The sequence below is a fragment of the Marinigracilibium pacificum genome (genome assembly GCF_012926615.1).
In the GTDB taxonomy this organism is placed as follows: domain Bacteria; phylum Bacteroidota; class Bacteroidia; order Cytophagales; family Cyclobacteriaceae; genus Mangrovivirga; species Mangrovivirga pacifica.
On record NZ_JABBNU010000005.1, the window covers coordinates 353,162 to 378,355 of the forward strand.

General features: G+C 34.9%; 18 protein-coding genes and 1 tRNA gene. 6 read left to right on the forward strand and 13 right to left on the reverse strand.

The features are described 5' to 3' along the window. Nucleotides 1–5 precede the first annotated feature (5 nt). Nucleotides 6–422 (reverse strand): hypothetical protein, encoded by a 417-nt coding sequence (locus HH304_RS10000; protein ID WP_169680933.1) that lies wholly within the window; start codon nt 420–422, stop codon nt 6–8. Between the two features lie 210 nt (nt 423–632). Here HH304_RS10000 and HH304_RS10005 point away from each other — a divergent pair, with 210 nt between their 5' ends. Together HH304_RS10005 and HH304_RS10010 are read left to right on the forward strand one after the other, a co-directional pair. Then, entirely contained in the window at nt 633–2,585 is a 1,953-nt protein-coding gene (locus HH304_RS10005; protein ID WP_169680935.1) for a tetratricopeptide repeat-containing sensor histidine kinase, read from the forward strand. Between the two features lie 4 nt (nt 2,586–2,589). Continuing rightward, on the forward strand, nt 2,590–3,237 hold the full coding sequence (locus HH304_RS10010) for a response regulator transcription factor (protein WP_169680937.1): 648 nt from the start codon (nt 2,590–2,592) through the stop codon (nt 3,235–3,237). Nucleotides 3,238–3,342: 105 nt separating this feature from the next. On the opposite strand, the gene HH304_RS10015 is transcribed toward HH304_RS10010, so the two are convergent. From HH304_RS10015 to mltG, 12 genes are all read right to left on the reverse strand, one after another. After that, a complete protein-coding gene (locus tag HH304_RS10015) occupies nt 3,343–3,765 on the reverse strand; it encodes a hypothetical protein (protein ID WP_169680939.1) in 423 nt (140 codons plus the stop codon). A 262-nt stretch (nt 3,766–4,027) separates the two neighbouring features. Beyond that, nucleotides 4,028–5,821 carry a glycoside hydrolase family 2 protein gene (locus tag HH304_RS10020; RefSeq protein WP_169680941.1) on the reverse strand — a complete coding sequence of 598 codons (1,794 nt, stop codon included), beginning with the start codon at nt 5,819–5,821 and terminating at the stop codon, nt 4,028–4,030. Nucleotides 5,822–5,883: 62 nt separating this feature from the next. Then, entirely contained in the window at nt 5,884–7,110 is a 1,227-nt protein-coding gene (locus tag HH304_RS10025; protein WP_169680943.1) for an enolase C-terminal domain-like protein, read from the reverse strand. 80 nt (nt 7,111–7,190) lie between these two features. Then, nucleotides 7,191–9,701: a WD40 domain-containing protein gene (locus HH304_RS10030; protein ID WP_169680945.1), complete on the reverse strand. Its 2,511-nt coding sequence runs from the start codon at nt 9,699–9,701 to the stop codon at nt 7,191–7,193. A gap of 134 nt (nt 9,702–9,835) precedes the next feature. Next, nucleotides 9,836–11,419 carry a RagB/SusD family nutrient uptake outer membrane protein gene (locus HH304_RS10035; RefSeq protein WP_169680947.1) on the reverse strand — a complete coding sequence of 528 codons (1,584 nt, stop codon included), beginning with the start codon at nt 11,417–11,419 and terminating at the stop codon, nt 9,836–9,838. Nucleotides 11,420–11,451: 32 nt separating this feature from the next. Next, the gene (locus tag HH304_RS10040) at nt 11,452–14,898 is read right to left on the reverse strand and encodes a TonB-dependent receptor (protein WP_169680949.1); all 3,447 of its coding nucleotides are present in this window, start codon (nt 14,896–14,898) and stop codon (nt 11,452–11,454) included. A gap of 169 nt (nt 14,899–15,067) precedes the next feature. Then, nucleotides 15,068–16,084 (reverse strand): FecR family protein, encoded by a 1,017-nt coding sequence (locus tag HH304_RS10045; protein WP_169680951.1) that lies wholly within the window; start codon nt 16,082–16,084, stop codon nt 15,068–15,070. A 224-nt stretch (nt 16,085–16,308) separates the two neighbouring features. Beyond that, nucleotides 16,309–16,935: an RNA polymerase sigma factor gene (locus HH304_RS10050; protein ID WP_169680953.1), complete on the reverse strand. Its 627-nt coding sequence runs from the start codon at nt 16,933–16,935 to the stop codon at nt 16,309–16,311. 821 nt (nt 16,936–17,756) lie between these two features. Further along, nucleotides 17,757–17,841 (reverse strand) — tRNA-Ser (locus tag HH304_RS10055). A gap of 82 nt (nt 17,842–17,923) precedes the next feature. Continuing rightward, the gene (locus HH304_RS10060) at nt 17,924–18,859 is read right to left on the reverse strand and encodes a YihY/virulence factor BrkB family protein (protein ID WP_169680955.1); all 936 of its coding nucleotides are present in this window, start codon (nt 18,857–18,859) and stop codon (nt 17,924–17,926) included. Continuing rightward, on the reverse strand, nt 18,859–19,263 hold the full coding sequence (locus HH304_RS10065; RefSeq protein ID WP_169680957.1) for an acyl-CoA thioesterase: 405 nt from the start codon (nt 19,261–19,263) through the stop codon (nt 18,859–18,861). Before HH304_RS10065 ends, HH304_RS10060 begins: the two co-directional genes overlap by 1 nt. A 1-nt stretch (nt 19,264) precedes the next feature. Beyond that, nucleotides 19,265–20,302: an endolytic transglycosylase MltG gene (mltG, locus tag HH304_RS10070; protein ID WP_169680959.1), complete on the reverse strand. Its 1,038-nt coding sequence runs from the start codon at nt 20,300–20,302 to the stop codon at nt 19,265–19,267. 61 nt (nt 20,303–20,363) lie between these two features. On the opposite strand from mltG, the gene HH304_RS10075 reads away from it, so the two are divergent. The 4 genes from HH304_RS10075 to HH304_RS10090 all read left to right on the forward strand — a co-directional run bounded on the left by HH304_RS10075 (nt 20,364) and on the right by HH304_RS10090 (nt 25,188). Further along, complete coding sequence (locus tag HH304_RS10075; RefSeq protein ID WP_169680961.1) at nt 20,364–20,996, forward strand: L-threonylcarbamoyladenylate synthase; 633 nt, start codon at nt 20,364–20,366, stop codon at nt 20,994–20,996. 292 nt (nt 20,997–21,288) lie between these two features. After that, on the forward strand, nt 21,289–21,792 hold the full coding sequence (locus HH304_RS10080) for a YfiR family protein (RefSeq protein ID WP_169680963.1): 504 nt from the start codon (nt 21,289–21,291) through the stop codon (nt 21,790–21,792). A gap of 121 nt (nt 21,793–21,913) precedes the next feature. Beyond that, a complete protein-coding gene (locus HH304_RS10085; protein WP_169680965.1) occupies nt 21,914–22,528 on the forward strand; it encodes a WbqC family protein in 615 nt (204 codons plus the stop codon). Nucleotides 22,529–22,647: 119 nt separating this feature from the next. Next, on the forward strand, nt 22,648–25,188 hold the full coding sequence (locus HH304_RS10090; protein ID WP_169680967.1) for an ATP-dependent Clp protease ATP-binding subunit: 2,541 nt from the start codon (nt 22,648–22,650) through the stop codon (nt 25,186–25,188). Nucleotides 25,189–25,194: the final 6 nt, after the last annotated feature.

Below are 25,194 nucleotides of genomic sequence, written 5' to 3' on the forward strand. Positions count from 1 at the left end.
AAAAATTAAAAACTCTGAAGAATTAAATATTGACAACCTATTACAATACCTGCAATCGCAAACTTCAATTGTAATGGAGCCAGATTTGATAGAATTTCCTCCCCCTTTAACCTGATAATACTGCTTCCTGAAAACACAAAATCCATGACCATTTCATAACTTAAAATCACGCCAAGACTTATCAGAGATAGATGTACCATAATCATAGATACCCCGGGTAAAGAGAAAATATATTGATTAGTTGAACCCAAAAGGACATTAAAAATGAATTCATAGACACCCAGATACACAGAGATCAAACCCAAAACACCCAAAAAAATCAATGTTTTTCCAGCCAAAAATTTCCCTCTTGGAATCCGGATCAAGACCATTAAAAAGATTATTAGAGTACTTAATATAATCAGGAATATTGCCGAAGTCATTTAGGTGAATTTGATGCCAGATTTATTTCAAACCATTTATTAATAGTCACAAAACTATTTATATGATAGTATCGACACATCACCAATAATTAGGAAAGAAGAGTTTCACTAGAAGTAGTGACTTTTAAGAATAAAGAAGAAAGGGTTAAAAAAAATACCCTATATTAGCCCATTGAATTATTTATTCAGAATGACAATTATTTTTTTACAATGAATTCAAAATTTTTCGACCAAACCATTATAAGAACTATATTTCTCCTTCTTGTATCGATTTCATCATTTCAGATTTACGGGCAACTTCTTAAAACCACAACGGATAAAAGAATAGACTCATTAATAATTCAATTAGATGATTATTGCCAAAATGACCCACACAAGGCCATTGAAATCACTACAGAAATAATAGACTATGGGATAGAAAATAATGTCCAACATATAACTACTGAAGGTTATTTTTATCGTGGAGTTTCTTATACCAACTTATCACAATTTGATTCTGCTCATTTAAATCTGGAGAAAGCATTAGAACAATATAATATCGACAACAATCAAAAAGGTTTAACGCTAACAAATAAATGGATGGGTTCGCTTTTCAGGGTGATAGGAAATTCTGATAAAGCCTTAGAGTATTACCTTGAGGCAATGAGTATTGCCGAACGGAATAACTTTAATGAAGAATATGCTAAACTAAACAACAATATAGGAGGCATATATCTTGATGAAAAACAATATGATAAAGCACTAGATCTCTTCTATAAATGTCTTGAATTGAGTGTTGATAAATCAGTAAAAGCAACTTCATTAAGTAATATAGGTTTTGCCTACCAAAAGAAAGGAGAATATAGCAGAGCAATAGATTTCTTAAAAAAAAGCCTGAGTATCCATCTCGAAATCAACAATGAATCTGGCCAGTTAAAAGTACTGACATATATTATATCTACTTTCAAACTCATGGGGCAGTTTGATTTGGCACTGGAGTATTCATATCATTTGGTAAAAAAGTATGAATCATTGAACTTAAAAAATAATCTTATGGCTGAATTAAATATGCGAGGTTTGATTCACCGAAATTTAAAAAATTATGACAGCGCGATTTTTTATACAAACAAAGCCCTTGAATTAGCTAAAGAAATAAATTATCCATATCCTCACTACATTTATGCAAACCTGTCAATGATCCATGAAGATGCAGGCCAATATAAAGAAGCCTTAGACCACCTGTATATTTTTCAGGAGATGAAAGACAGTATAGATCAAGTCCAAAATAAGATTAAAACAGATGAGCTTTTGGCTAAATTCGATGCTACAGCCAAAGAAAAAGAAATTCAAATTTTAGAAAAGGAAAAAAAACTACAGCTTGCTGAGATTAATCAAAAAGAAATGACTCAAACAGTTTCTTTCGTTGGAGCGGGAGTTATGCTAATTGTTTTTACTATTATTCTGATTAACTATCAGCAAAAAATAAAGGCTCAAAAACTACTTGCAATTAAATCAGAAGAATTAAATAAACAGAAAGAATTAGAGCTGACCCGTGAAAATGAGCTTAAGACCATAAAAGCAGATATCAATGGTCAGGAAAAAGAAAGAGAAAGAATCGCAAGAGAACTTCATGATGGCATTGCAGGAAATCTTGCAGGAATAAAACTAAATCTTGAAAACGTATTAGCATCTGATAATGGTAAACAAAGATTAGAAAAATTGATCTATGACATTGACCAGACATATTCTGAAGTAAGAACGCTTTCTCACCACCTTGTTCCGCCAAGAATTAAAGAAATCAGTTTTATTTCACTCATAGAAAAATATCTGGATGACATTTCAAAAATTCACACTATTGCAATCAGTTTTTCTAATCATCCCCAAAGTGAAATCAATAAGTTATCTGATAATATAAAAAATGAATTTTACAGAATAATCCAGGAATTAACAATAAATATAATTAAGCATGCAGATGCGAAAAGCATTGACATTTCTTTAACCAAACATGATTATAGTTTAAATCTGATAATCGAAGATGATGGCTCTGGTTTCGATACAACAGCAATTCCAATGGGCATTGGTTTAAGTAACATTCAATCAAGAGTAAAATTATTAAAAGGAAGAATCAACATAGACTCAAATATTAACAGAGGTACAATTATTGACATCACTATACCATTATAAATCCATGAATACACATATACCACAAGTACTAATTGTTGATGATCATCACATGTTTCTTGAAGGATTATCAGCCCTTTTAAGTCAGGAACAAAATATTGAAATCAAAGCAACGCTAAAAAACGGGAAAGAAGTAATTGAGTTCTTAAAAAAGGACACCATTGACTTAATATTAATGGATATCAGCATGCCTGAAATGGATGGGATTGAGTTAAATAAATACATAAAAACTAACCATCCTGATATAAAAACAATGGTATTAAGTACCCACAGCGACCCTAAGATTATCAATAAAATAATACTGGATGGTGCTAATGGATATCTTCTAAAAAATGCAGACAAAAGTGAACTTTTAGAAGCAATAGATACTTTACAAAAAGGAGAAAATTATTTCTCAGATGAAGTGAAGCAAAAATATACTGAGAGCTTTTTTGGAAGAAAACCAGGGAACCAAGACAAAAATCCACCTCTGAGTAGAAGAGAAATCGAAATATTAAAACTGATAGTTGCACAGGACACCACTCAGGAAATTGCTGAAAAACTTTTTATCAGTCAGCATACTGTTAATTCACACAGAAAAAATCTTCTTTCTAAACTTGGATTAAAAAACACTGCCGGGTTAGTGAAATATGCCCTTGAAGAAGGTATAGCATAAAAAAAGCACCTTTTCAGGTGCTTTAACCAATCAATATACCGCTTACAGAACTATTAGAATTAAGAAAACTAATTTGCGGTTTCATTAAAAAAATAAGGCAAAGTCTTATGCATAAAACATTATTGCAGCTACAATAACCCATGCTCCTACAATGATTCCAAATAAGCCTAATTTTCCTTGAACAGGAGCTAGTTTAGCTAGTAGCTGCTCGCCTTTTCTTTTAGCTTCTTCATTTTTAGACAATAAAAGCTTGTTGATCATTCCATATCCAAGAATAAATCCTAAAACTGCTTCTACTGCGCTGCTAGCAAACCAGGTGATCCACCAGATCGGCCAGTGAGAAAGAAGACTAATATTAAGAATTGATTGAATTAACCCCCATACTCCCCATATACAAAATAATAATCCTATCCATCCTTGGTAAGGTGTGATCTTATCAAGAATTTCTTTAGCGTTTGGTTTTTTAGATAGCAATAAATTTGGTGAGGCTAATACTCCTAGTACAATTAGTGTGATACCGTAAATCATGTGTAAAAGTGTTTATTATTATAAGTTTAAAAATTTTCAATGTTCATCGAACTCTAAAGCAAGTATCCAAAACGAAATAACTTGCAAATGTTTCAGTTGAACTATATGACAAAGAAAGGAACTTATAAGATGGATAACATCACCAAAAAATGCGATTTGAAAGTATCACTAGAAATAGGGATAAAAATTATCTTTTGACTCCAATCATAAATAGATTATGTTTATAATAAATCAAATATTATTAATGTGTACACCTCTAATGTTATTTATTGTAAGAATTATAATAATCCTGTAGAACAAAAAAAGCTTCTTTCCTAATACCTTTTTCAGAGATCAGCCCTTTTCTGTTCCAATAATCCTGAACCCCTGGCAGCATCCGGGCTGGTGATCTAAAATCTTTTAGTATCCAGGGAGAAATACCTGCCAAAAATGGAATATTTTCGAACATTATTATATGTTGCCTGTAAATTTCTGCCTGAAACTCTTCAGACCACCGATGGTCTTTTGAAGCATGATACCCTTGTTTAGCACCACCTCCAAATTCACTCATAATCATTGGTTTATTAAAAGCTCTTGCCCATTTCAAATCATAACAAGCCGTATCACGAGTACTGCCATACCAACCACAATAATTATTTACACTCAAAATGTCCACAAAGTCGGCCAACTCGTCTTCAATTATTTTAGTATTTGTCTCCGCATCATAACCTACCCTATGCAGTGCTGCCGAAATTAGCCTGTCTTTATCCATCTCCCTGGTTTTCTTAATCAATTTATTCAAAAAAATGGTTCTGGATTTAGTTTGAGGCGTTTCATTGGCCATAGACCAAATAACTACACTGGCCCTATTTTGGTCTCTGTTTATCATCTCGGTCAGCATTCGTTCAGCTAATAAATAGGTAGTATCATTATCAAATTCTATATCCCAATAGACCGGGATTTCAGACCAGACCAGCAATCCCATCTCATCTGCCAATCTTACCATATCTTCGTTATGGGGGTAATGAGCAAGTCTTACATAATTACAATTTAATTCTTTGGCCCATAGTAGTAATTGTCTGCCCTGCTCTTTTGACACTACCCGGCCGCCATGATCTGGAGTTTCCTCGTGAATACTTATGCCTTTTAGAAAAATCGGCTTCCCATTAAGCAAAATTTCATCTTCAGTAGTTTCGATAGTCCTAAACCCAATATGATCTTTCAGAATATTTTCGTCTACAGCAATTTGAATTTCGTATAGTTTCGGATTTTGGGGACTCCACAGAACAGGATTTGCATTTATTTTGATATCTGCAATGCCTTTATTATTGGTTTTTATTTGCTGCACCACATTCAATTCTGGAATCGATATTTCCACATCTTTAACTAGTGGTAAGTTTAACTGAAGCCAACCATAGAGAGTTTTATTATTATCTTTATCTAGTTGCAGTTTAAAATTTCGCACATGAACGGAAGGAAGTTCAATTAGTTTAACCGACCTGGTAATTCCACCATAGTTCCACCAGTCTGTTTTCAATGTAGGCACATGACTCTCTTTTCTCTCATTGTTTACTGCTACAACCAGGTAATTTTCTCCTGATATTAAATAATCAGTAATGTCAAAATTGAATGGTGTAAACCCACCTTCATGACTGCCAATTTTTTTACCGTTTAAAAAAACATCTGCCTTATAGTTTACAGCACCAAAGTAGAGGGAATAGTGATGATTAGCTATCTTCTCTTTCGTGAATTTACGCTGATACCAAACTGTCCCTTCATAAAAAAAAAGCTCATTTTTTTGGGAGTTCCAATCACCAGGTACCTCTAAAGTATTGGTCTCTAAAAATTCATACTCTGCAAAATTTTCCCGTGGGTTTACGTATTCATGAAAATTGTATCGCTTACTGTCTTTATAGCCAACTTTGTAAGGGTCTACAATAAAAGACCAGCTTCCATCAAGCAATAATGCTTTTCTGTTGTCAACATTTGTAAGTAAAGGTTCATTGCTTTGTGCAATAGACAATAGGTTTGTGGTCAATAATATTAGACCGTAAAAAAAAATTATAGTTTTAGACATAAAAATTCTTATATTAATTGGTTTAACCAATAGTTAGCTGAATGTATCGATGGTATTTTTAATTAGATAATTGATACTGATTGAGCACAAAAGCTTTTCAACTTATCCTCATCCAATTCCACTCCAAATCCTGGTACCTTCTTCATTGCAAAACGGCCCTCGTTATTTCTAAAAGTGGGTTTAGTGATCACGCAGTTAAGATATGCTTCTGAATCTTCCTGCTTTTCGATCGCCTCCACCCATGAGGCACCCACACCAATAGCAACCTGTTGCCAGGCACTACATGCAGGCCCAACAAGGCTAGCATCACCAATCATTATACCTGCATCGAATGACTTGATTTTTTCACTCATTGCAGGCAGATGATGAAAACTCCCCATAGTGTCAGGATGCATATTAAAATAACGACCCATGCCAGCTTCAATCCGACCAATTCCTTCCCAGGCAGGACGGAGCACATAATCCGGGATGAGATCAAGATCTCCAACTTCATTTTGAAGTTGAATCCATTGTTCATTTGTTAATTTTGCAGGATCTTCACAGGCATTTAGTCCCGCTTTATTTAAGTCAATGAGAATCTCTGCCAATTGCTCTACCTGACTCCAATCTTTATACCCTTTATTAACGTCTGAAAGGATAAAGGCTTTTTCTCCAAGAAGCTTTCTGGCCATTTCAGCAATTTGCAGATCAAATTCTTTTTTGCCATACATCTTAAATTTCACATGAGTATCAAGCTTTTGATCAATTGCCTTGTATATATTTTGTTCTACTTCCCTCAAATCGTTATTCAAAATACAAAATAGACCAGGAACTGCAGCTGTACCTTTCAAACCCAGTAATTCAACCGCTGGCTTATTTTCAATTCTGCCAATGAGGTCAAGAAGATTCATTTCAATAAATTCCAGCTGAGGTACAGAAAAGTTACTAGATTCGACCTGGTTTTCTTTAATTTTCTTGTACGCATCATAAACATTTATGCCCAATAACGGCCTTAGAAACTGTGCCCAAATATTAAGGTCCAGATCGGGATTATTAGTACTGCCATTAGTTTCAGACCAACCTACATGATTTCCACTGGTAAGCTTCAAAAAAACCTGTTGCCTGTTATACCAAGTACCCCATGAAAAATACCTTGGAATATTGCTATCATATCTAAAAAGCTCTATTTTATCAATTTTAAAACTATCTGTGTTTTTATTTGAAAATTCACAAGCAGGTAATAAACCACCTACCGATACTGCCATAACCCCTTTTAAAGAATTAAGGACAAAATCCCTTCGTTTCATCATTTAATATTTAATTATTGAATAATTCAAAAAATAAAATCGATCCATTGTCAGGATGAAAATTTTAATTATCTAATCCTGCTCTATCTGTTATCAACAATTATTTTTCTAGACAACACAGGTTTACCTGCCTGTTCAACTTTCACAAGATATGCTCCTGGGTTAAGTTTACCATATGACAAGTCTATAACTACCTGCTTTTGGTTTTCATTAAAGGTTCTTTTAAACAACTCTTTTCCTGATAAATCCAAAATCGAAACAACTCCAGGTTTTGCTGTATAAGCCTCAGGTAAGACTATATTTAGGTTGCCACTATTGGATGGAACTGGATATACTCCAAACTGCGATTTTTTGGTTTCCCCTATCATAATATCTTGTTCCTCTATATTTGCATTTGTCTGTCTTGCCGAAGATAAACCAGAACAATTTGAAGCAGACTGACCCTGACCTGAAGGTTGATTTCCAGATTTTGTAACATACAATTTATCTAACTTGGTTACATCTTCTCTAGCAGCTATAAGCAAATTGTGGTTACCAGCTGAAAGACTATATGTTACTGCCTGATTATTGTTGTTACTATCATGAACATCGTCCCATATCCAAGTAGTACTTTGAGGTATATTATTCCAGGCAACAAATGGTCCTGAGTCCATTTTTACCCAAAATGAATCGTCGCCTTCATCTTCAGCAATTACTCTTCCCCACACCTTGTATGTACCTGATTCCGGGACTGAAAATGAAAACAATATCTGATTATTGGTTCCTGTAGGAGCTGAAGAATATGAATTAATAAGTGTATTTACATAACTGCCAGCGGAGGAATTTAGTCCTGAATTAATAGCAAAGCCATTACTTCCAACAGAACCGCATTCTGCTTCAAGCCAGACATCACTGGAAACTGGGGAAGTAGAAGTGGTATAATTTATAACCAACTCTGGAGCATCAGCAGAATTAGGGCTATCAAACGAAAGAGCCTTTCTAGCTCCAGAAGTATTTTCTATGATAAACACCATTGCATTTCCACTACTCCAGCCCGAGCGATTTACTATTTCCTGAACAACATCTTTAATATCAGGAGTCTTCTGTGCTGATGATCTCTGGTTTGCAGACCAATGTGGAACACTCCAGCTAACAGTTGCATTTGTACTTTGACGATTACTAATATTAAAATTGCTACTGGTAAATGATCCAGCATTATTTGCGGCCTGGCCTTTAATTGTTAAATAAGATGGATTTGTATTTCCACTTTTTGACTTGAAATTAATAAACGCACTTTGAATAGTAGCACCTTGTGGTATTGCTAAATTTGTAAATCTCATTCCGGCTCTTCGTTCACCCATATCAAGATCATCACTAGATAAGTTCATGGTATTATCAACATTTTGCTCGGCATCATCGTTAGTTGCAGTCACCTTTTTTTTTACAATTGTACTACTTGCCGAGGTGTTTATACTTACTGACCATGATCTCAAAGATCCATCAGCATGAGCACTAATCAGTGTATTACCTGCCTGGTTAAATTCCAAAAACTCTACATCATACCATGTAATAATCTGATCAGGATCACTTTGTCCGGCAAGCATATCACTTACCCGCCATACCCAAGATTCACTATCTGCTCTGGTAAGGCTTTTGTTGGAGCCTCCAGAAATCAATATCTGGTCTGAAGGATCAAAAGTAACCGTTTCAACAATCCTTGTGCTTGGTAACAATTTATTCATTACTTGCTGTCCTGTAGCTTCGTTCCATACTACCACTCTTGCCTCAGCTGCAGCACCGGTATTTTTACCACTGCCAGAAGCAACAAGGCTTCCATCTGAAGATAACCTGACACATTTTATTGACCCCTGTTGTCCGGTATAGGTACGTTCTAATCCTCCGTCGGCATCTCCAAAATCTGATCTCTTCCATTTTTTCACCAAAGAATTACGTCCTGCAGTATACAAAAACTGTCCATCGCTACTCCAGTCTACCTGGTTAACATCCGATTCACCATCTGAAGAAACACCTGTTTTATCTTTATCAGTACCTTGAGTTAAAACATATGTTGGCGTTGCTGGCCAGTTTAATGGGTTGGCGTTTGAAGTATTATAAATCCTAATTTCTCCCCACTCATTACCACACGCCAGTAAATTTCCATCCGGACTAAATTGAAGTCCCTCGATGCTCTTATTATCATTAATTGTTCTTATCAATTGTCCGTCACTTACTCGCCATACTTTAATCTGAGGACTAGATTCTCCACCTGTAACTAAGTATAGATCATCATTAGTAAAATCTGCTGCTTCAGTTTCTGCTTGTGCATCCACCTCCCATAACTGCATACCATCTGAAGTCCTAAAAACCCTCACTGTAAAATCACCTTTAGCTGTAGTTGCGACCTTAGTCTCATCATTAGAATATACTGAGGTTTCTGTAGATACTGGGATTTGAAAACCTTGAAAGGTATCTAAAATTCCATCTTCATCTGCCATTTTGGTCCAATTGTTATTGGAAAGTTTTAATACCGGGTCACCTTCAGATAATACTTGTTGACCGTACAAAGTCGAAAGCATAGTGAAGCTGACAAACAAAATGTTTATTATATTTTTCATTATTCGTTGATTTTGTAATGAGTAAGAGAAGTCTTGGAAATACTCCCACTATCAAATTAATAGCGGGAGTTTTCCTGCTTATGAAACTTTAGGATATTTTTAGATTCCCTTATTTTAATTTTATACTTAAAAGATTACCAATCAGGGTTCTGATCCAATTTCGAGTTTGTATCCATAATAGATTGTGGTACAGGAAACAACTTAAACTTGTCACTCCTTATATCTTGATTGGTAAAAAACCGAGGGGCAGCATTAGTGCCGCCTGGCCAAATTCCGGCGTCAATATTTTCATTTCGAGTTTGAACGTTGGCAAGCACCCTATCGATAAATGTATCCCAGTTTCTAAGGCCATCAAACCATCCATGATATTCAAAGACTAACTCTTTTCGTCTTTCAGTAAAGACTGCATCTTTAAATTGCTGATAATCAAGGCCAGCTGTAAGTTCTCCAATACCAGCTCTTTCACGAACTTCATTAATCACATCATAAGCCTCGCCGTTTGGCCCTGAATTTATTTCATTGATTGCTTCAGCCTTCATTAATAATACGTCCGCATATCTAAGAAGTACCTTGTTTGGACTTTCAGCAGCATCTTCAGGTATTGTAGCGTCAAACTCAGCCAGTTTAAATAGACCTGGGCCATCATGAACGTAATTATCATTTTCAAAATCATCAGGGTCATATGTTATAGTGTCTCCGTCCAATACATACTGAAGGATGAAGCTATCTATTCTTTGGTCACCATTTTGATTTAGAGTTTTATACCAAGGCACTTCCGCATGAAGATTTCCAAAGGAAGTCCGACCGATCCCTGATCTTCTAGGCACTACATGACCACTAACATCACCACCAAGACCGGCAATAGCAGTATGTTGAATATCAAATATTACTTCCGGCCCATTTTCGCTGTTTACATCAAAAATGCTCCTGTATTCGTCAACTAAAATGTATTCATTGCTAGCTATTACAGCATTACAATAATCTAAACACTTTTGAAAGTCACCCGCCATGCTTACCTCTGGGTTACTTCCTCTTTGTAAATAAACTTTGGCTAACAAAGTTTGGGCAGCGCCTTGAGTAACCCTCCCTGTATTAGCTCCATCATAGGCATCATAACCACTTCTTGTTGGCAATACATTAATAGCTTCCTCAAGATCAGAAATAATCAAATCATATACTTCTGCAGCAGACCTTCGTTCCAACTCTAATGATTCAGTCGCACCCTTTATTTGTTCAGTCCGGATAGGAACATCACCCCACAACCTTACAAGATTAAAGTAATTTATAGCTCGAAGAAATTTGGCTTCACCTACAATTCTGTTTGCAAGTGATTCATCCATATCTATGACTGGTACATTCTCTATGACTCCGTTAGCAGCATTTATTACTCGATATGCTGAAACCCAGGTTAGTGCTAAAAAAGAATGATTAGGATCCCACAACCAATTATCCATTTGTCCACGCTCATCAGAAGCATCTCTTCTTGTGGTAATGGCCTCAGTAGTTGCCTCAGTAATATATAAAAATTCACGACCATAATAATCCTGATTACTGGACATTAACTTATAGGTAGCATTAACTGCAGCCAATGCACCTTGTTCATTAGTAAACAACGAACCTGGATCAACAGAACTAAAAGGATCTTCCTCCAGGAATTTTTCACACGAGCTTACCGAAGTAAATAATAACAGTAAAAATATATATTTAAATTTTTTCATGATTTTGCTATTTAAATGATAGTAAAATGATTCTACAGGTTAAAATTGACTCCAAGGCGATATATTCTTGCCATTGGATATCCGCCTACATCAATACCAAAGTTTGTAGCATTCTGTCCAAAAGAACTGTTTTCAGGATTTACACCACTATAATTCGTAATAGTAAAAGCGTTTTGGATGCTTGCATAAATCCTTACCCTGCTAATCCACTTTACATTATCAAGTTTGGGAGTAAAACCTAATGTAACATCTCTCAAACGTAAATAAGAACCATCTTCTACTGTATAATCACCAAAGCCCCCGGAACCTCCACTAATTGGATTTTGTGCTCCAGCTTTTGGATATTTCGCTCCTAAATTATCGGGGGTCCACCTGTCAGTATATCTCTCGACAAGTATATTCGTTTCAGGGTCATTTTCTCTTAATACTTCACTGGCAACATTTAAGATTTCATTGCCATATGTACCCTGGAAAAAGAAGCTCAAATCAAAGTTTTTATAATAAAGATTATTTGACCACCCGAAAATAAATTCCGGATATGGATCACCAATTTCCACTCTATCATCTCCATCTATTCTACCATCTCCATTAACATCTACAAACCTACGCTCACCTGCCTTAGCATTTGGCTGAATTTGAACTGCTACCCCATCAACTATCGAGGTGTGAGCTTCTACCTCCGAATCATTAGCAAATATTCCATCCGTTCTGTACCCAAAAAACACCCCTACTGGTTCGCCTACCTGAGTAAGGTTACCATCATCCTTTCTATCTGAAGAAATCTGCCCTCCAAAAATCCTTTGTTGAGATCCTAAGCTCAATACTTCATTTTTATTTCCACTAAAATTCAGATTTGAAGACCACATCAATTCACCAATATCTAAATTGGTTCCTAAACTAAACTCCCATCCGGTATTCCTTACCTCTCCTATATTAAGTGCTAAAGGACTTGAATAACCAGTATTAGCTGGAAGGTTTATGAATAACAAAAGGTCACTTGTGTTTTTAATGTAATAATCTGCAGAAAAAGTGAGTCTATTACTAAATAATCCTACATCAAGACCTATATCTAGCTGTTCTGTTGTTTGCCAGGAAAGATCCGAACTTGCTGGTATCAAGGGCTCATAACCTACGACTTGGGTGTTATCAAAAGAGTAATTTTGTGAGCGATATTGAGCAAGAGATTGATAAGGATTGATTTCTTGAAAACCAGATTGCCCATAACTACCCCTTATTTTCAAGTTGTTTATCTTAGTCATCCCACTCATAAAGTCTTCATTGCTAATTTTCCAACCTATCGCAGCTGAAGGGAAGAAACCCCATTTGTTACCTTTACTAAATTTTGATGATCCATCTGCACGGCTGGTAAATGTAAAAAGATAGCGATCATCGTAAGAATAAACTATTCGCGCAAGAAAAGAGGCCAGGCTTTCTTCGCTTTTGAAAGAATTGACCGTTGGGCCGCCTACCTGAGTACCTGAGCCAATATCATTAATATTTAGGTCGGCATCATCAATACCAAAACCACTATTGGCAATAAAATTATTACTTAAATTTTCATATTGAGCTGTAAATCCTGCTACCCCCTGGATTTCGTGTTTTCCGAATAATCGATTATAAGAAAGTGTATTTTCATTCAAGAATATTCTTCTTTCAGAATTACCAACGATTGCTCGACCTCCAGCATTTCTACCTTCATCTGAAAGTTGAGAAAAATAAGTATCCCGACCTCTGTCACTAATATTTGCACCAACAGACACTTTGAACTTTAACCCTTCCAGAAGTTCATATTGAGCATAGATGTTTGCCAAGACTGTATTCGTCCTTTCAATATCGGTGGTTTCTCTTATTTTAGAAACTGGATTTGGCTGAACATCTGCAATCATTAGATTATCTGGTACAAGTTGCTGAAAGTCTTGAATAAGCATGTAAGACCCATCTTGATTATATACCGGCATTATTGGAAGAGCTGATTGAGCAGCTGCGGTAGCGCCATCAGAATTACCATTTGTAGGCACTCGTCTATTTTGCAATCCACTTAGCATTAATGAATTACCAATTTTCAGTTTATCATTAACATAGTGGTCCAAATTTAGTCTGAGGGTTACCCGTTCGAAGCTCGATTCTTTTACGACACCATCTTGTTTAAAGTAATTGGTGCTCATATAAAAAGTAGTTTTATTATTGCCTCCTGAAACTGATATCTGATGATTCTGAATTGGAGCAGTACGATAAATTTCATCTTGCCAGTCTGTACCTGCGCTTCCAAGAGAGTCGATTTGCTGTTCAGAAAAATACGGTGATTCACCTTGATTTAGAGCAAATTCATTAGCCCATTTAGCATAGGTTTGTGCATCAGCCAGGTCATAAGTATTAGCTACAGATTGAACTCCATAATAACTATCAAAATTTACATTTGTCTTACCAGCTTTTCCTTTTGTTGTAGTAATAATAACCACCCCATTAGCTCCTCTTGCTCCGTAAATTGCAGTAGCAGATGCATCTTTTAAAATCTCCATAGACTGTATATCATTGGGATTAATAGATGAAAGAGCATTTGAAGCAACATTTCCTCTTCCACCATTTGATGCAGCCACCGCTCCGTCATTATTTATAATTGGAATACCATCAATAACATATAATGGTTCATTTGTTCCGTTAATAGAGTTTATGCCTCGTATCCTAACTGAAACGCCACCTCCAGGCTCAGCGGATGACTGGGTAACCTGAACTCCCGGTACCCTACCCTGAATACCCTGATCTAAAGAGATAACAGCAAGTTGTTTTATTTCTTTTTGGCTCACTGTGCCTATAGAACCAGTAAGATCTTCCCTCTTTACTTCACCATAACCTATTACTACTACTTCACTCAAGGATTCAACATCTTCAATCATCTGAACATTCAATTCAGATCGAGCATCAACTTTGATTTCCTGAGAAATGAAACCAATAAATGAAAAAACAAGAGTGGCATCATTGGCAACTTGTAAACTATAATTTCCATTTACATCGGAAACCGTACCATTGACTGTTCCCTTTTCTACTACTGTTACTCCAATTAGCGGCAAGCCTTTTTCATCAGTTATTTTACCATTAACTATTAAGTCAGTAATATTTATCGAAACCTTTTCTTCTGATTTTTCCGTTTCACTAATGTAGACTCCAATACTATTATTGGTTTGTCTGAATTTTAACCCTTTTTGATTGGATATCTCAAGTAATATCTTTTCTACTGATGCATTTTTAAAATGCAGGCTAACTGGAGAATTTAAGTTGATTTTATTACTACTATAACTGAAATGATAATCAGTTATATTTTCAATTTCATTGAAAACATCGATTAATTTTAAGTTATCAAGTTCAAGGGAAATTTCAACTTCTTTGATGCTTTTAACTTGTGCGTTTGTAGGCTCTGCGAATGCAATATTCAATGTAAAAACCAGGCCTAAAAATGCCCTTATAGACAGTTTTGTTACCATAAAAATGGTTTTACTAAAATTAAATTTCATATCTTTGGATTAGTTTATTAAAATAAATTACCGATGAAATATAAGTCCCCATTTGGACGTGATGGCTTATATCTCTTTTTGGGGCAGGGTATAATTCATTTACCCTGTTTTTTTGTGTTTTTCTTTCATGATTTTCAGTTTATTTAAAGGTTACTTTTTTATTTTCCATTGAATATTCTATTCCTAAGGAAAAAGAAATAGACTGCAATACATTTACCAGAGGCTCCTTTTCAAACCTTCCGGAAAACTTCAATTTATGATGAGTTGGTTTTAATGAGATTTCAACGTCATACCACTCTTCTAATTCTTCCGCTACCTGATGCAAATCCTTATTATTAAATTCTAATATACCCTCAGTCCAAAGCACTTTCTTTTCAGCATCAATTTGCGTTGGTTGAGAAATACCAGTCGTTTCATTAAATATCACTCTTTGATTTGGCAGTAGCATTTGATAATTCCCCTCCTCTTCCTCAACTTTAACCTTACCTTCTACCAGTATTATTTCTAACTCGCTTAAATTGGTATTTATATTAAACGCTGTCCCTAATGCTGTCGTGAAAACATTCGCCGATTTAACTACAAAGGGGCTTGTAGTATCTTTTGCAACCTGAAAAAAAGCCTCCCCTTTAAGCTCCAGAAACCTAGATTCATTATAATTACTGTAATAAGTAATCGAACTGCTTGAATTAAGATTTACTTTTGAACCATCTGGAAGAAGAATTACTGATTTTTGACCTCTAGGATTAATTTTAACATACTTCTTAATCTCTACCTCTGCCATTTCCTGTTTAAAAGAAATATCTGCATAATTTAAAAGTGCATATATGCCAAATGCAGCTATCAATACTAATGCCACACTTGCTGCATATCTTAACCAATTGCTGGAATATGAACTTTGGCTCTTATTGGATTTAACAGTTCGTGTTATGATGTTTTTGAGTAACTTATCTTTATTTTCTTCATCTAATTTCGCATTATCGAATCGAATTAGAAGAATTGCTTCACGTGCTGTTTGAACTGCCTCACGCTCAAGTTCCCCTTTGTTCATCCAGTTATTCCAGAAATAATTACTTTCTTCCGATGGTGATAAAACCCATTTTTTAAACTCTGGTGACAGCAAAAGCTCTTTTACAATATCGGTTTTAATTTGTTTCATTTAATTGACCCAACATTTTGGAACATTCGTCGTTATTTATGTTCCTTTTAATTAGATAATCCAAAAACTGATCAAACGATACCAAAATTTTTAATCTTTTTTAAAATAAAAAATTTAAATTATTGATTATCAGTATTTTAAATATTAATAGAATAAATTGAAATGAATTACTTAGTAGGATATGCTAAAATTTTATTTAGCTATTTTTTATATTTGAAAGCTTTTTAAGCCAAAAAAACAAGAGTAAAATTAAAATTCCCTTTTAGTTTCTTAAGGATTTTATAAACTGACCTTCTTGCAGAAGAAATATAGTTATAGCCCATTAAATCGGCTATTTGCGAATAACTAAAATCTTGATAATAATAGTAATAAAGTATTTCCCGCTCTTCATGCTTTAATTTTTGTATAGCCTTATTTAATCTATTTAATTGATCTTCCTTGAATTGTCTGTCAATCAACTTAGTATCAAAGGCAAGTTCAACTGCAAATGAGTTATTTACAATTTCATCATATGAAGCTCTTTTATCTCTTTTCAACGCTTTAAAAATTCTTCTTCTAAATGCTTTTACAAGATAAAATTTTATATTGTCGATTTGAGATAAATGTGATTTCCTCTCCCTTAAATCAATAAAAAAATCTTGTAAACAGTCTTTGATTAAGTCAGTATCTTTCGTCAGTTGAATACCTATGTTAAAAAGGACATTTACATACATTTTGTAAATGTGAATAAATGCTCCATCGTCACCGTCTTTAAAAAGTGCCCAAACTTCATAATCTGTCTTCCCCTCAAAAACAGATTGCCTTTTTTCTGAGGAATTTTCAGTAAAATCTATAAACTGTTTTTTAATCAAAAATTTGATGATTTTTAAGCGTGGAAACTAAATATCGAATGGGATTCATAAGAAATATAATTACCTAGATAGTAATAAAAATTTACAAAATCAATGAATTCAAACGATTGTTTTTAATTCAAAAGGTGACAATAACTTGATTGGATTGTTTAATAATTGCCGTTAGGTTTATGTAAGGCACTTCAAAAAGTTAAATTAAATTGGTTTGTTGAAAAAATCATTTTAGATGGGGATTTTTTATTGCAATCCTACTTTAATAAAAAACCTTTTCTTATATCAGGAAAAAAATTTTAAACTTTTATGATTTTACATTTAGCTGTTAGGTCAGAAATTGGATAAAAATATCTGTCGTTACACAATGCAATTTCATCAAAATGACTTTTAGATTAAAAACTTGAGGACTTAGAATAGGAGAAAACTTAATTCAGCTAATTTTTAAATCTTAAACCGACATACATTTAGGAATTTTAAATTAGACTATAACATTTTTACAAAACTCTGTCCACGGTCGAATCTTTTATAAATCTATTTAAAGTTGCAGAATTATATGTAGCTAGAAGGACAAACAATATCAAGAAAATAGTTGAATTAAATCGATGGGCTTTAGTTAAGTTAAACTCGATAATTGGATGGATACATATTAACTTGACCTCTTAGAAGTTCAGATTAAAAGTGGTTAATTTTTGATCAGAAAATCCATCAACAAAAATTAGCTTCGCCTTTACTATCGCTCAACCGACTTTTTATTTTCATTCCCATAGCGCAAGCACTGGGAATATAAAATAAAAAAGCCGGGCACTTTTGTGCTCGGCTTTTGGTTGCAGAGGAGGAGGGATTCGAACCCCCGGTACCTTGCGGCACGCCGGTTTTCAAGACCGGTGCATTCGACCACTCTGCCACTCCTCTTCGTGATCTATCCCGTCTGTTTGTTAACGGGAGTGCAAATATAAATACAGAATTAAACTACGCCAATATTTTAGCAAAAATTTTAATCATAATCTTCATGTTTTGCTTTGTCTATACTCGCATTTAGCTCAAAACCAAGGAGAAAGATAATTGATAAAATATACAAATAAACCATGATTGCTATCAGCGCCCCAATCGAACCATAGAATTTGTTATATGTCCCGAAGTTATTAATGTAAAATGAAAACCCTATCGAGGCCAACATAAGTGACACCGATGCAAATAAAGCCCCCGGACTAAGAAACTTCAACTTACTATGCATACTAGGTGCAAAATGATAAATAGAGGCAATCGTCAACAAGAATACCACAAACAAAATCACATATCTTAATATGCCAAAAATGAGAAAGGTCTTATCATCGATGAAAATTATATCCATTTCATCGAGAATTTTAATTACATATTGAGCAACAATCAATAAACCAGTCGCAACAATCAATCCCAATGCCAACATAAAGGTAAGTCCCAGACCTATTAATCTGGTTTTTAAAAATCCTCTCTTCTCAATTGTCCTATGAATACTATTAAAAGCAGACATTAAAGAAACCATACCATTAGAAGAAAGAAACAATGAACTTATCAAACCAATACTCAAGAGTCCGCCACGCTGCTTACTAATTATATCCTCAATGGTTGCACTGGTAAATTCATATACACTTTCAGGCATATTCTCATTGAGAAATTCCATTACATTCTGGGTAAAATCAATCTCACCGGTATTGATATATGGAATCAAGGTAAACAACACGATAATAGCCGGAAATATTGCCAAAGTAAAACTAAACGCAACACTACTGGCCTTTTCTGAAATCCTATCTCTTTGTAACTTCCTGACTAATATAATGATAACAGAGTAAAAAGATATGTCATGCCTTTTGAGGCGCTTTTCTTTCAGTCTCCTTATCGCTTTTCGATAAGCTTCAGATTTTACTATATGTCGTTCGACCTTTTTTCTCATTAATAGTACTTATCAAACAGTTCAATAAGCTTCTTTGGTGGTCTGCATGGTTTCCCGGTTTCCTTATCAACAACCACCAGTGTGGTACTACCCTCAGTCAGTAGCTTACCATCTTCGTTCAATATCTCGTACTCAAAATAAAACTTTAAACTTGGTTTCACAGGAATTTTCACAATAACCTTTAAATGATCATCATACTTACCTGGAGCAAGGTATTTAAACTGACTATCAAGAACTGGAAGCATGTATCCTTCCTCTTCCAACTGCTTATAACTATAGCCCAGAGCTCGTAATGCCTCAACACGTCCTACCTCGAAATACATGGCATAATTCCCGTAATATACATATCCCATCTGATCAGTTTCGGCATATCTGACCCTAATATTTGTTTCGTGAGTATACATATTACCTGTAAATTTTTGCTCTGTCTAAAGCTCTTTGATACTTATTGGCATTTCGTAAGTGTTCTGATAATGAAGAAGCAAAATCATGATATCCTGAAAAATCCGGTCTTGCACAGAAATAATAATAACCATGATCTTCATAATTCAACACTCCCTCCAGTGACTTTATCTCAGGACAATTTATTGGCCCTGGAGGTAAGCCTGCATACATATAGGTATTATAAGGAGAGTCAATTTCTTTATGCTTGTTTAATACTCTTTTAATAGTAAAATCACCAAGAGCAAATTTTAAAGTAGGGTCTGCCTGTAAAAGCATTCCTTTTTTCAGCCTGTTAATATAAACACCTGCAATTTTAGGATATTCATCAGGTTTATTGCTTTCTTCCTGAATAATTCCTGCTAGAGTAGCAACTTCTAAAGGAGTCAAACCAGCTTTTGAGGCTTTAGCTAACCTTTCTTCATTCCAGAAGCGATCATATTCAGATTTCATTCGATCAAATAATTCTTCAGGAGTTGCTGTCCAATATACTTCATAAGTATTTGGGATAAACATTGCCAGAATTGTCGACTCTGTAAAACCAACTTTTTGTAATAACTCCGGATTATTTAAGGCTTTCAGGAATGTGACAGAATCTATCTCAAGATTATCTGTTATTTTCCCTGCAAGGTCTTCTTTAAATCTCACATTATTAAACGTAATTCTAATAGGTGTCTGTGCTCCACTTCTTAACAACCTGATAGCTTCAAGGTTAGTCATATTTGGCGTGAGCAAATATCTCCCGGGCTTCATATTCTCATCATAATCAAGAATAGCCTTAGCTACAAAGCCAAATGAGGCAGGGTCCTCAATAACTTTATCATTAAAAAGTTGCTTTAAAAAATTGGTAAAGTCAGTACTATCTGAAACATAAACCACCTTAGCGTCTCTTTCAACCAGGACATTTGGTGTATACAACATTTGATACACATAAAGTGAAAACGTAGAAAGGATCACCGTCCCGGCAACCAAAGCAAAAATTAATCTTTTTCGTATTTTCATATTACCACAAAATTAGTATTTTTCTTTTTACATACTATCAGCCAGTCAAACTCCTTAACAAATGGAAGCAAAATTAATACAAATACATCCGGACAATCCTAATCCTAAAAAGATAAAGGAGGTTGCACAAGTACTTTCAGAAGGAGGAGTTGTTATATACCCTACAGACACTGTATATGGAATGGGTTGTGATTTAACTAACAGCAAAGCCATTGAAAGAGTGTGTCGTATAAAGCAGGTTTCATCTAAAAAACTTGATCTGTCATTTATCTGTTATGATCTTTCACACATCAGTGAATATGCCAAAAACATTGATAATAGCACTTTCAAGCTAATGAAAAGAGCGCTACCAGGGCCTTACACTTTCATACTTAATGCATCGAGTAAAGTTCCGAAAATTCTAAACGTAAAAAAGAAAACTGTTGGTATACGTGTACCTGATAATAATATCCCCAGAGAAATTGTCAACGAACTAGGCAATCCGATTATCACTACATCAATTAAAGATGAAGATGAAATTATCGAATACAGTACTGATCCATCACTAATTTATGAAAAATTCAAAAATCTTGTTGATATAGTAATCGATGGAGGTTTTGGCGGTAACATAGGATCAACCGTAATTGATTGTTCTGGTAATCAGGCAGAGCTTTTAAGAGAGGGGCTAGGTAAAATTGACGAACTGTTAATTTAAATATTTAAAAGTCAACAAAAACCTTACTTTCATCAAAACTTAAGCTGGTTAGATACATATTTAGAAGCCTCGTAAAAACTACATCGTTTTAAACCTCACTAAACAAAATTTTAATCTAAATCACACTATTCAAACAGTGTAATTCAAAATAAAATTTCGATACTTTTGGCAAAAAAGCATCGAAATTATTCTTCTACTATACATCAATTCAACTAACCCGTTAAGCCTCAATCTTTTTTCTTAGCCGCATTGTGAGCAGTTTTGCACAACCATAAAGAAAACTAGTTACCGAATGAAAACATTTTTTAAATTTTTATTTATTACAGTTTTGGCTGCATCAATAAATTTTAATGGTGAGGCTCAAAACGAAAAAATTAAAACTGCCTTTTTATATCAGTTTTCAAGATACATCCAATGGCCTGCTCAAAACAGCAGCTTTGTATACGGTGTATATGGTGATGGTCCGATTTATAATGCGTTAGCAAATATGGCTAAAACAAGATCAGGCTCTTCACAAAATTTTAAGGTAGTGAAAATTACAAATCTTGATGATGCATTGAATTGCAACATATTATTTGTAACAGATCAAATAAATGATATTGATGCAGTGAAACAAACGATAGGCAAATCGCCAACATTAGTTGTTTCTGAAAAAGACGGATTTGGAAAAAAAGGTTCAGAAATAAACTTCACCAACAAACAAGGGAAGTTAAGGTTTGAACTAAACACAAAAAGTGCTGAAGAAAAAGGATTAATGGTATCAGGTGAATTAAAAAACCTTGCCATTTTATTATAAAGATTTCATGGTTTATAGTGGTTGTTTAGGTTTTAGTTGATTAGTGCTAGTTGGTTAGTAAAATGGCTGTTCTTTTAGATCAGTCATTTTTTTTTGGTATTTTTTGAAGCATTTTTACAATATGACTAAAGAATTTCCAATCATAGACACCCAATATTTCCCATCTATAGCATGGTGGGCTGAAATAGCCAGCCAAGATTCAATAGCATTAGAAAAACATGAGTTTTTTGAAAAGCAAACATATCGAAATCGCTGCCATATACTTGGGCCAAACAATATTGTTCGTCTTACAGTTCCTGTGATTGGAGCACAAAAGAAAATCAAAACCAAAGACATAAAAATAGACAACTCTCAGAGATGGCAGGCTATCCATGAGCGTAGCATCCAGGCATCATATGGCAAAAGTCCATTTTACGATCATTATATAGACTACCTCCTACCCTTTTTTCAAAAGCAATATAATTACCTTTGGGACCTAAACCTGGATACCCTGACAACATGTCGTGACTTACTCGGACTTTCTGTCAAGCTTGAAGAAACCAGTTTTTATTCAAAAAACCACCCATACGACCTTCGTTCGTTGATCAGCCCTAAAAAACCACTGGAAGATTCTCTTAAATATAAATCAAAATCTTACTTTCAGTGTTTTGGCAATAAATTTGAGAGTAATTTAAGTGTTTTAGACCTAATTTTCTGTGAAGGTCCAAATGCAATAAGTTATATTAAGGAGCATTAAAAACAGATATAAAACAATACAAATAATTATTACGTTAATTAGTATAATTCAAAAGAATTAAATAGATTGATTGATGCGATTCATCGATTAAAATCTTATTAAAAATCAGCCAGATTAGAATGGAAGCAAAATTTTCAAATAGAGTAAAAGAGGTGATCTCAATGAGCCGTGAAGAAGCACTGCGACTGGGACATGAATATATTGGTACAGAGCACCTCCTGCTGGGCATGATTCGTGAAGGTGAAGGTGTAGCGATCAGCTTACTTAAAAAGCTTGGAGTTTCTATCGAGGAATTAAAAGAAACAATAGAACAAAACACTAAGTCTACAGCAGGAAGTAATGTTAAGAATCTGGCTAATATACCATTGACCAGACAGTCTGAGAAAGTTCTGAAGATCACATATCTTGAAGCAAAAATTTTTAAGAGTCAGCTTATAGGTACTGAACATTTATTATTGAGTATTCTTCGTGATGAAGATAATATTGCAACACAAATCCTCGAGAAATTCGATGTGACTTATGATGTAGTAAAAGATCTGTTAGAATATCAAATGAATCACCCTAGCGCATCATCTGACACAGACGATGGCGATGAGGAGACTTCAAGAATATTCGGTAGCGGATCATCATCAGGAAGTACTAGCTCATCAAAGTCTACTGAGAAATCCAGAACTCCTGTTCTTGATAACTTCGGTAGAGACCTGACAAAGCTGGCAGAAGAAGACAAACTTGACCCAATAGTAGGTCGCGAAAAAGAAATTGAGCGAGTAGCTCAAATCTTAAGTAGAAGAAAAAAGAACAATCCGGTATTAATCGGAGAACCTGGTGTAGGTAAAACAGCGATTGCTGAAGGTCTTGCACTACGTATTGTTCAGAAAAAGGTATCAAGAGTTCTCTTTAATAAAAGAGTTGTTACACTGGATTTAGCATCGTTAGTAGCTGGCACAAAATATCGTGGTCAGTTTGAAGAGCGTATGAAAGCTGTAATGGGTGAGCTTGAAAAGTCTCCGGATGTAATTCTATTCATAGATGAATTACACACTATTGTTGGTGCCGGTGGAGCTTCAGGGTCACTAGACGCTTCAAACATGTTCAAACCAGCTCTTGCCAGAGGTGAAATACAATGTATTGGTGCAACTACTCTTGACGAATATCGACAGTATATTGAAAAGGATGGTGCCTTAGCCAGAAGATTCCAAATCGTTATGGTTGATGCAACAACTCCTGAAGAAACAATGGAGATCCTTAACAATATCAAAGATAAATATGAGAGCCATCATAATGTAAACTATACACCTGAAGCTATTGAAGCTTGTGTAAAGTTATCTGACAGATACATAAGTGACAGGTATCTTCCGGACAAGGCAATTGATATCCTTGATGAGGCAGGAGCAAGAGTACATATTAATAATATCCATGTTCCCGATGAAATTCTAAATCTTGAGAAGGCAATCGAGGATATTAAGGAAGAGAAGAACAAGGTAGTCAAAAGTCAGAAATATGAAGAGGCTGCTCAGTTAAGAGATAAAGAAAAGAAATTATTAGAACAGCTTGACTTCGAGAAAAAGAAGTGGGAAGAAGACACTAAAACTAAAAGATACACCGTTGATGAATCTGCTGTCGCTGATGTGATCGCGATGATGACGGGAATTCCAACCAAGCGTATTGCTGAAACAGAAAGCGTTAAGCTTCTCGGAATGAGAGAAGAGTTGAAAACAAACGTTATTGGTCAGGATGAAGCTATCAATAAGTTAACAAAGGCTATTCAAAGAACTCGTGTAGGTTTGAAAGATCCTAGAAAGCCAATTGGATCATTTATTTTCTTAGGACCTACCGGTGTGGGTAAAACTGAATTAGCTAAAGTTCTCTCTACTTACTTGTTTGACAAGAAGGATAGTTTAATTAGAATTGACATGTCTGAATACATGGAGAAATTCTCTGTTTCAAGACTTGTCGGAGCGCCTCCAGGCTATGTAGGATATGAAGAAGGTGGTCAGCTTACTGAAAAAGTAAGACGTAAACCATACAGTGTAGTTCTTCTTGATGAAATCGAGAAAGCCCACCCTGATGTGTTTAACCTGCTTCTTCAAGTTTTAGATGACGGTATTCTTACTGATGGCCTTGGAAGAAGAGTTGACTTCAGAAACACAATTATCATCATGACTTCTAATATTGGTGTTAGAGATTTAAAAGATTTCGGAGCCGGAATCGGATTTAGCACTAAGAAGAAACAGGAGAGCATGGATGAGATCATGAAGTCTACAATTCAAAGTGCACTTAAGAAAGCTTTCAGTCCTGAATTCCTTAACAGACTTGATGATGTGATCGTATTTAACTCTCTTGAAAGAGAACATATCCATCAGATCATCGATCTTTCTCTGGAAAAACTTTTCAGTAGAATTAAGGATATTGGCTACGATGTAGAATTAACAGATGCAGCTAAAGATTTCTTGTCAGAAAAGGGTTACGATCCTCAATATGGAGCAAGACCGCTCAACAGAGCAATACAGCGCTATCTTGAAGACAGTGTAGCAGAAGAAATCCTTAAAGGGGAAATTTCAGAAGGAGACATCATTCTTGCAGATTATGAAACAGGTAAAGATAACCTGACGCTTTCTATCAAGAGAGCAAAAAAATCTGCTAAAAAGGATGAAGAGTAATTAAAA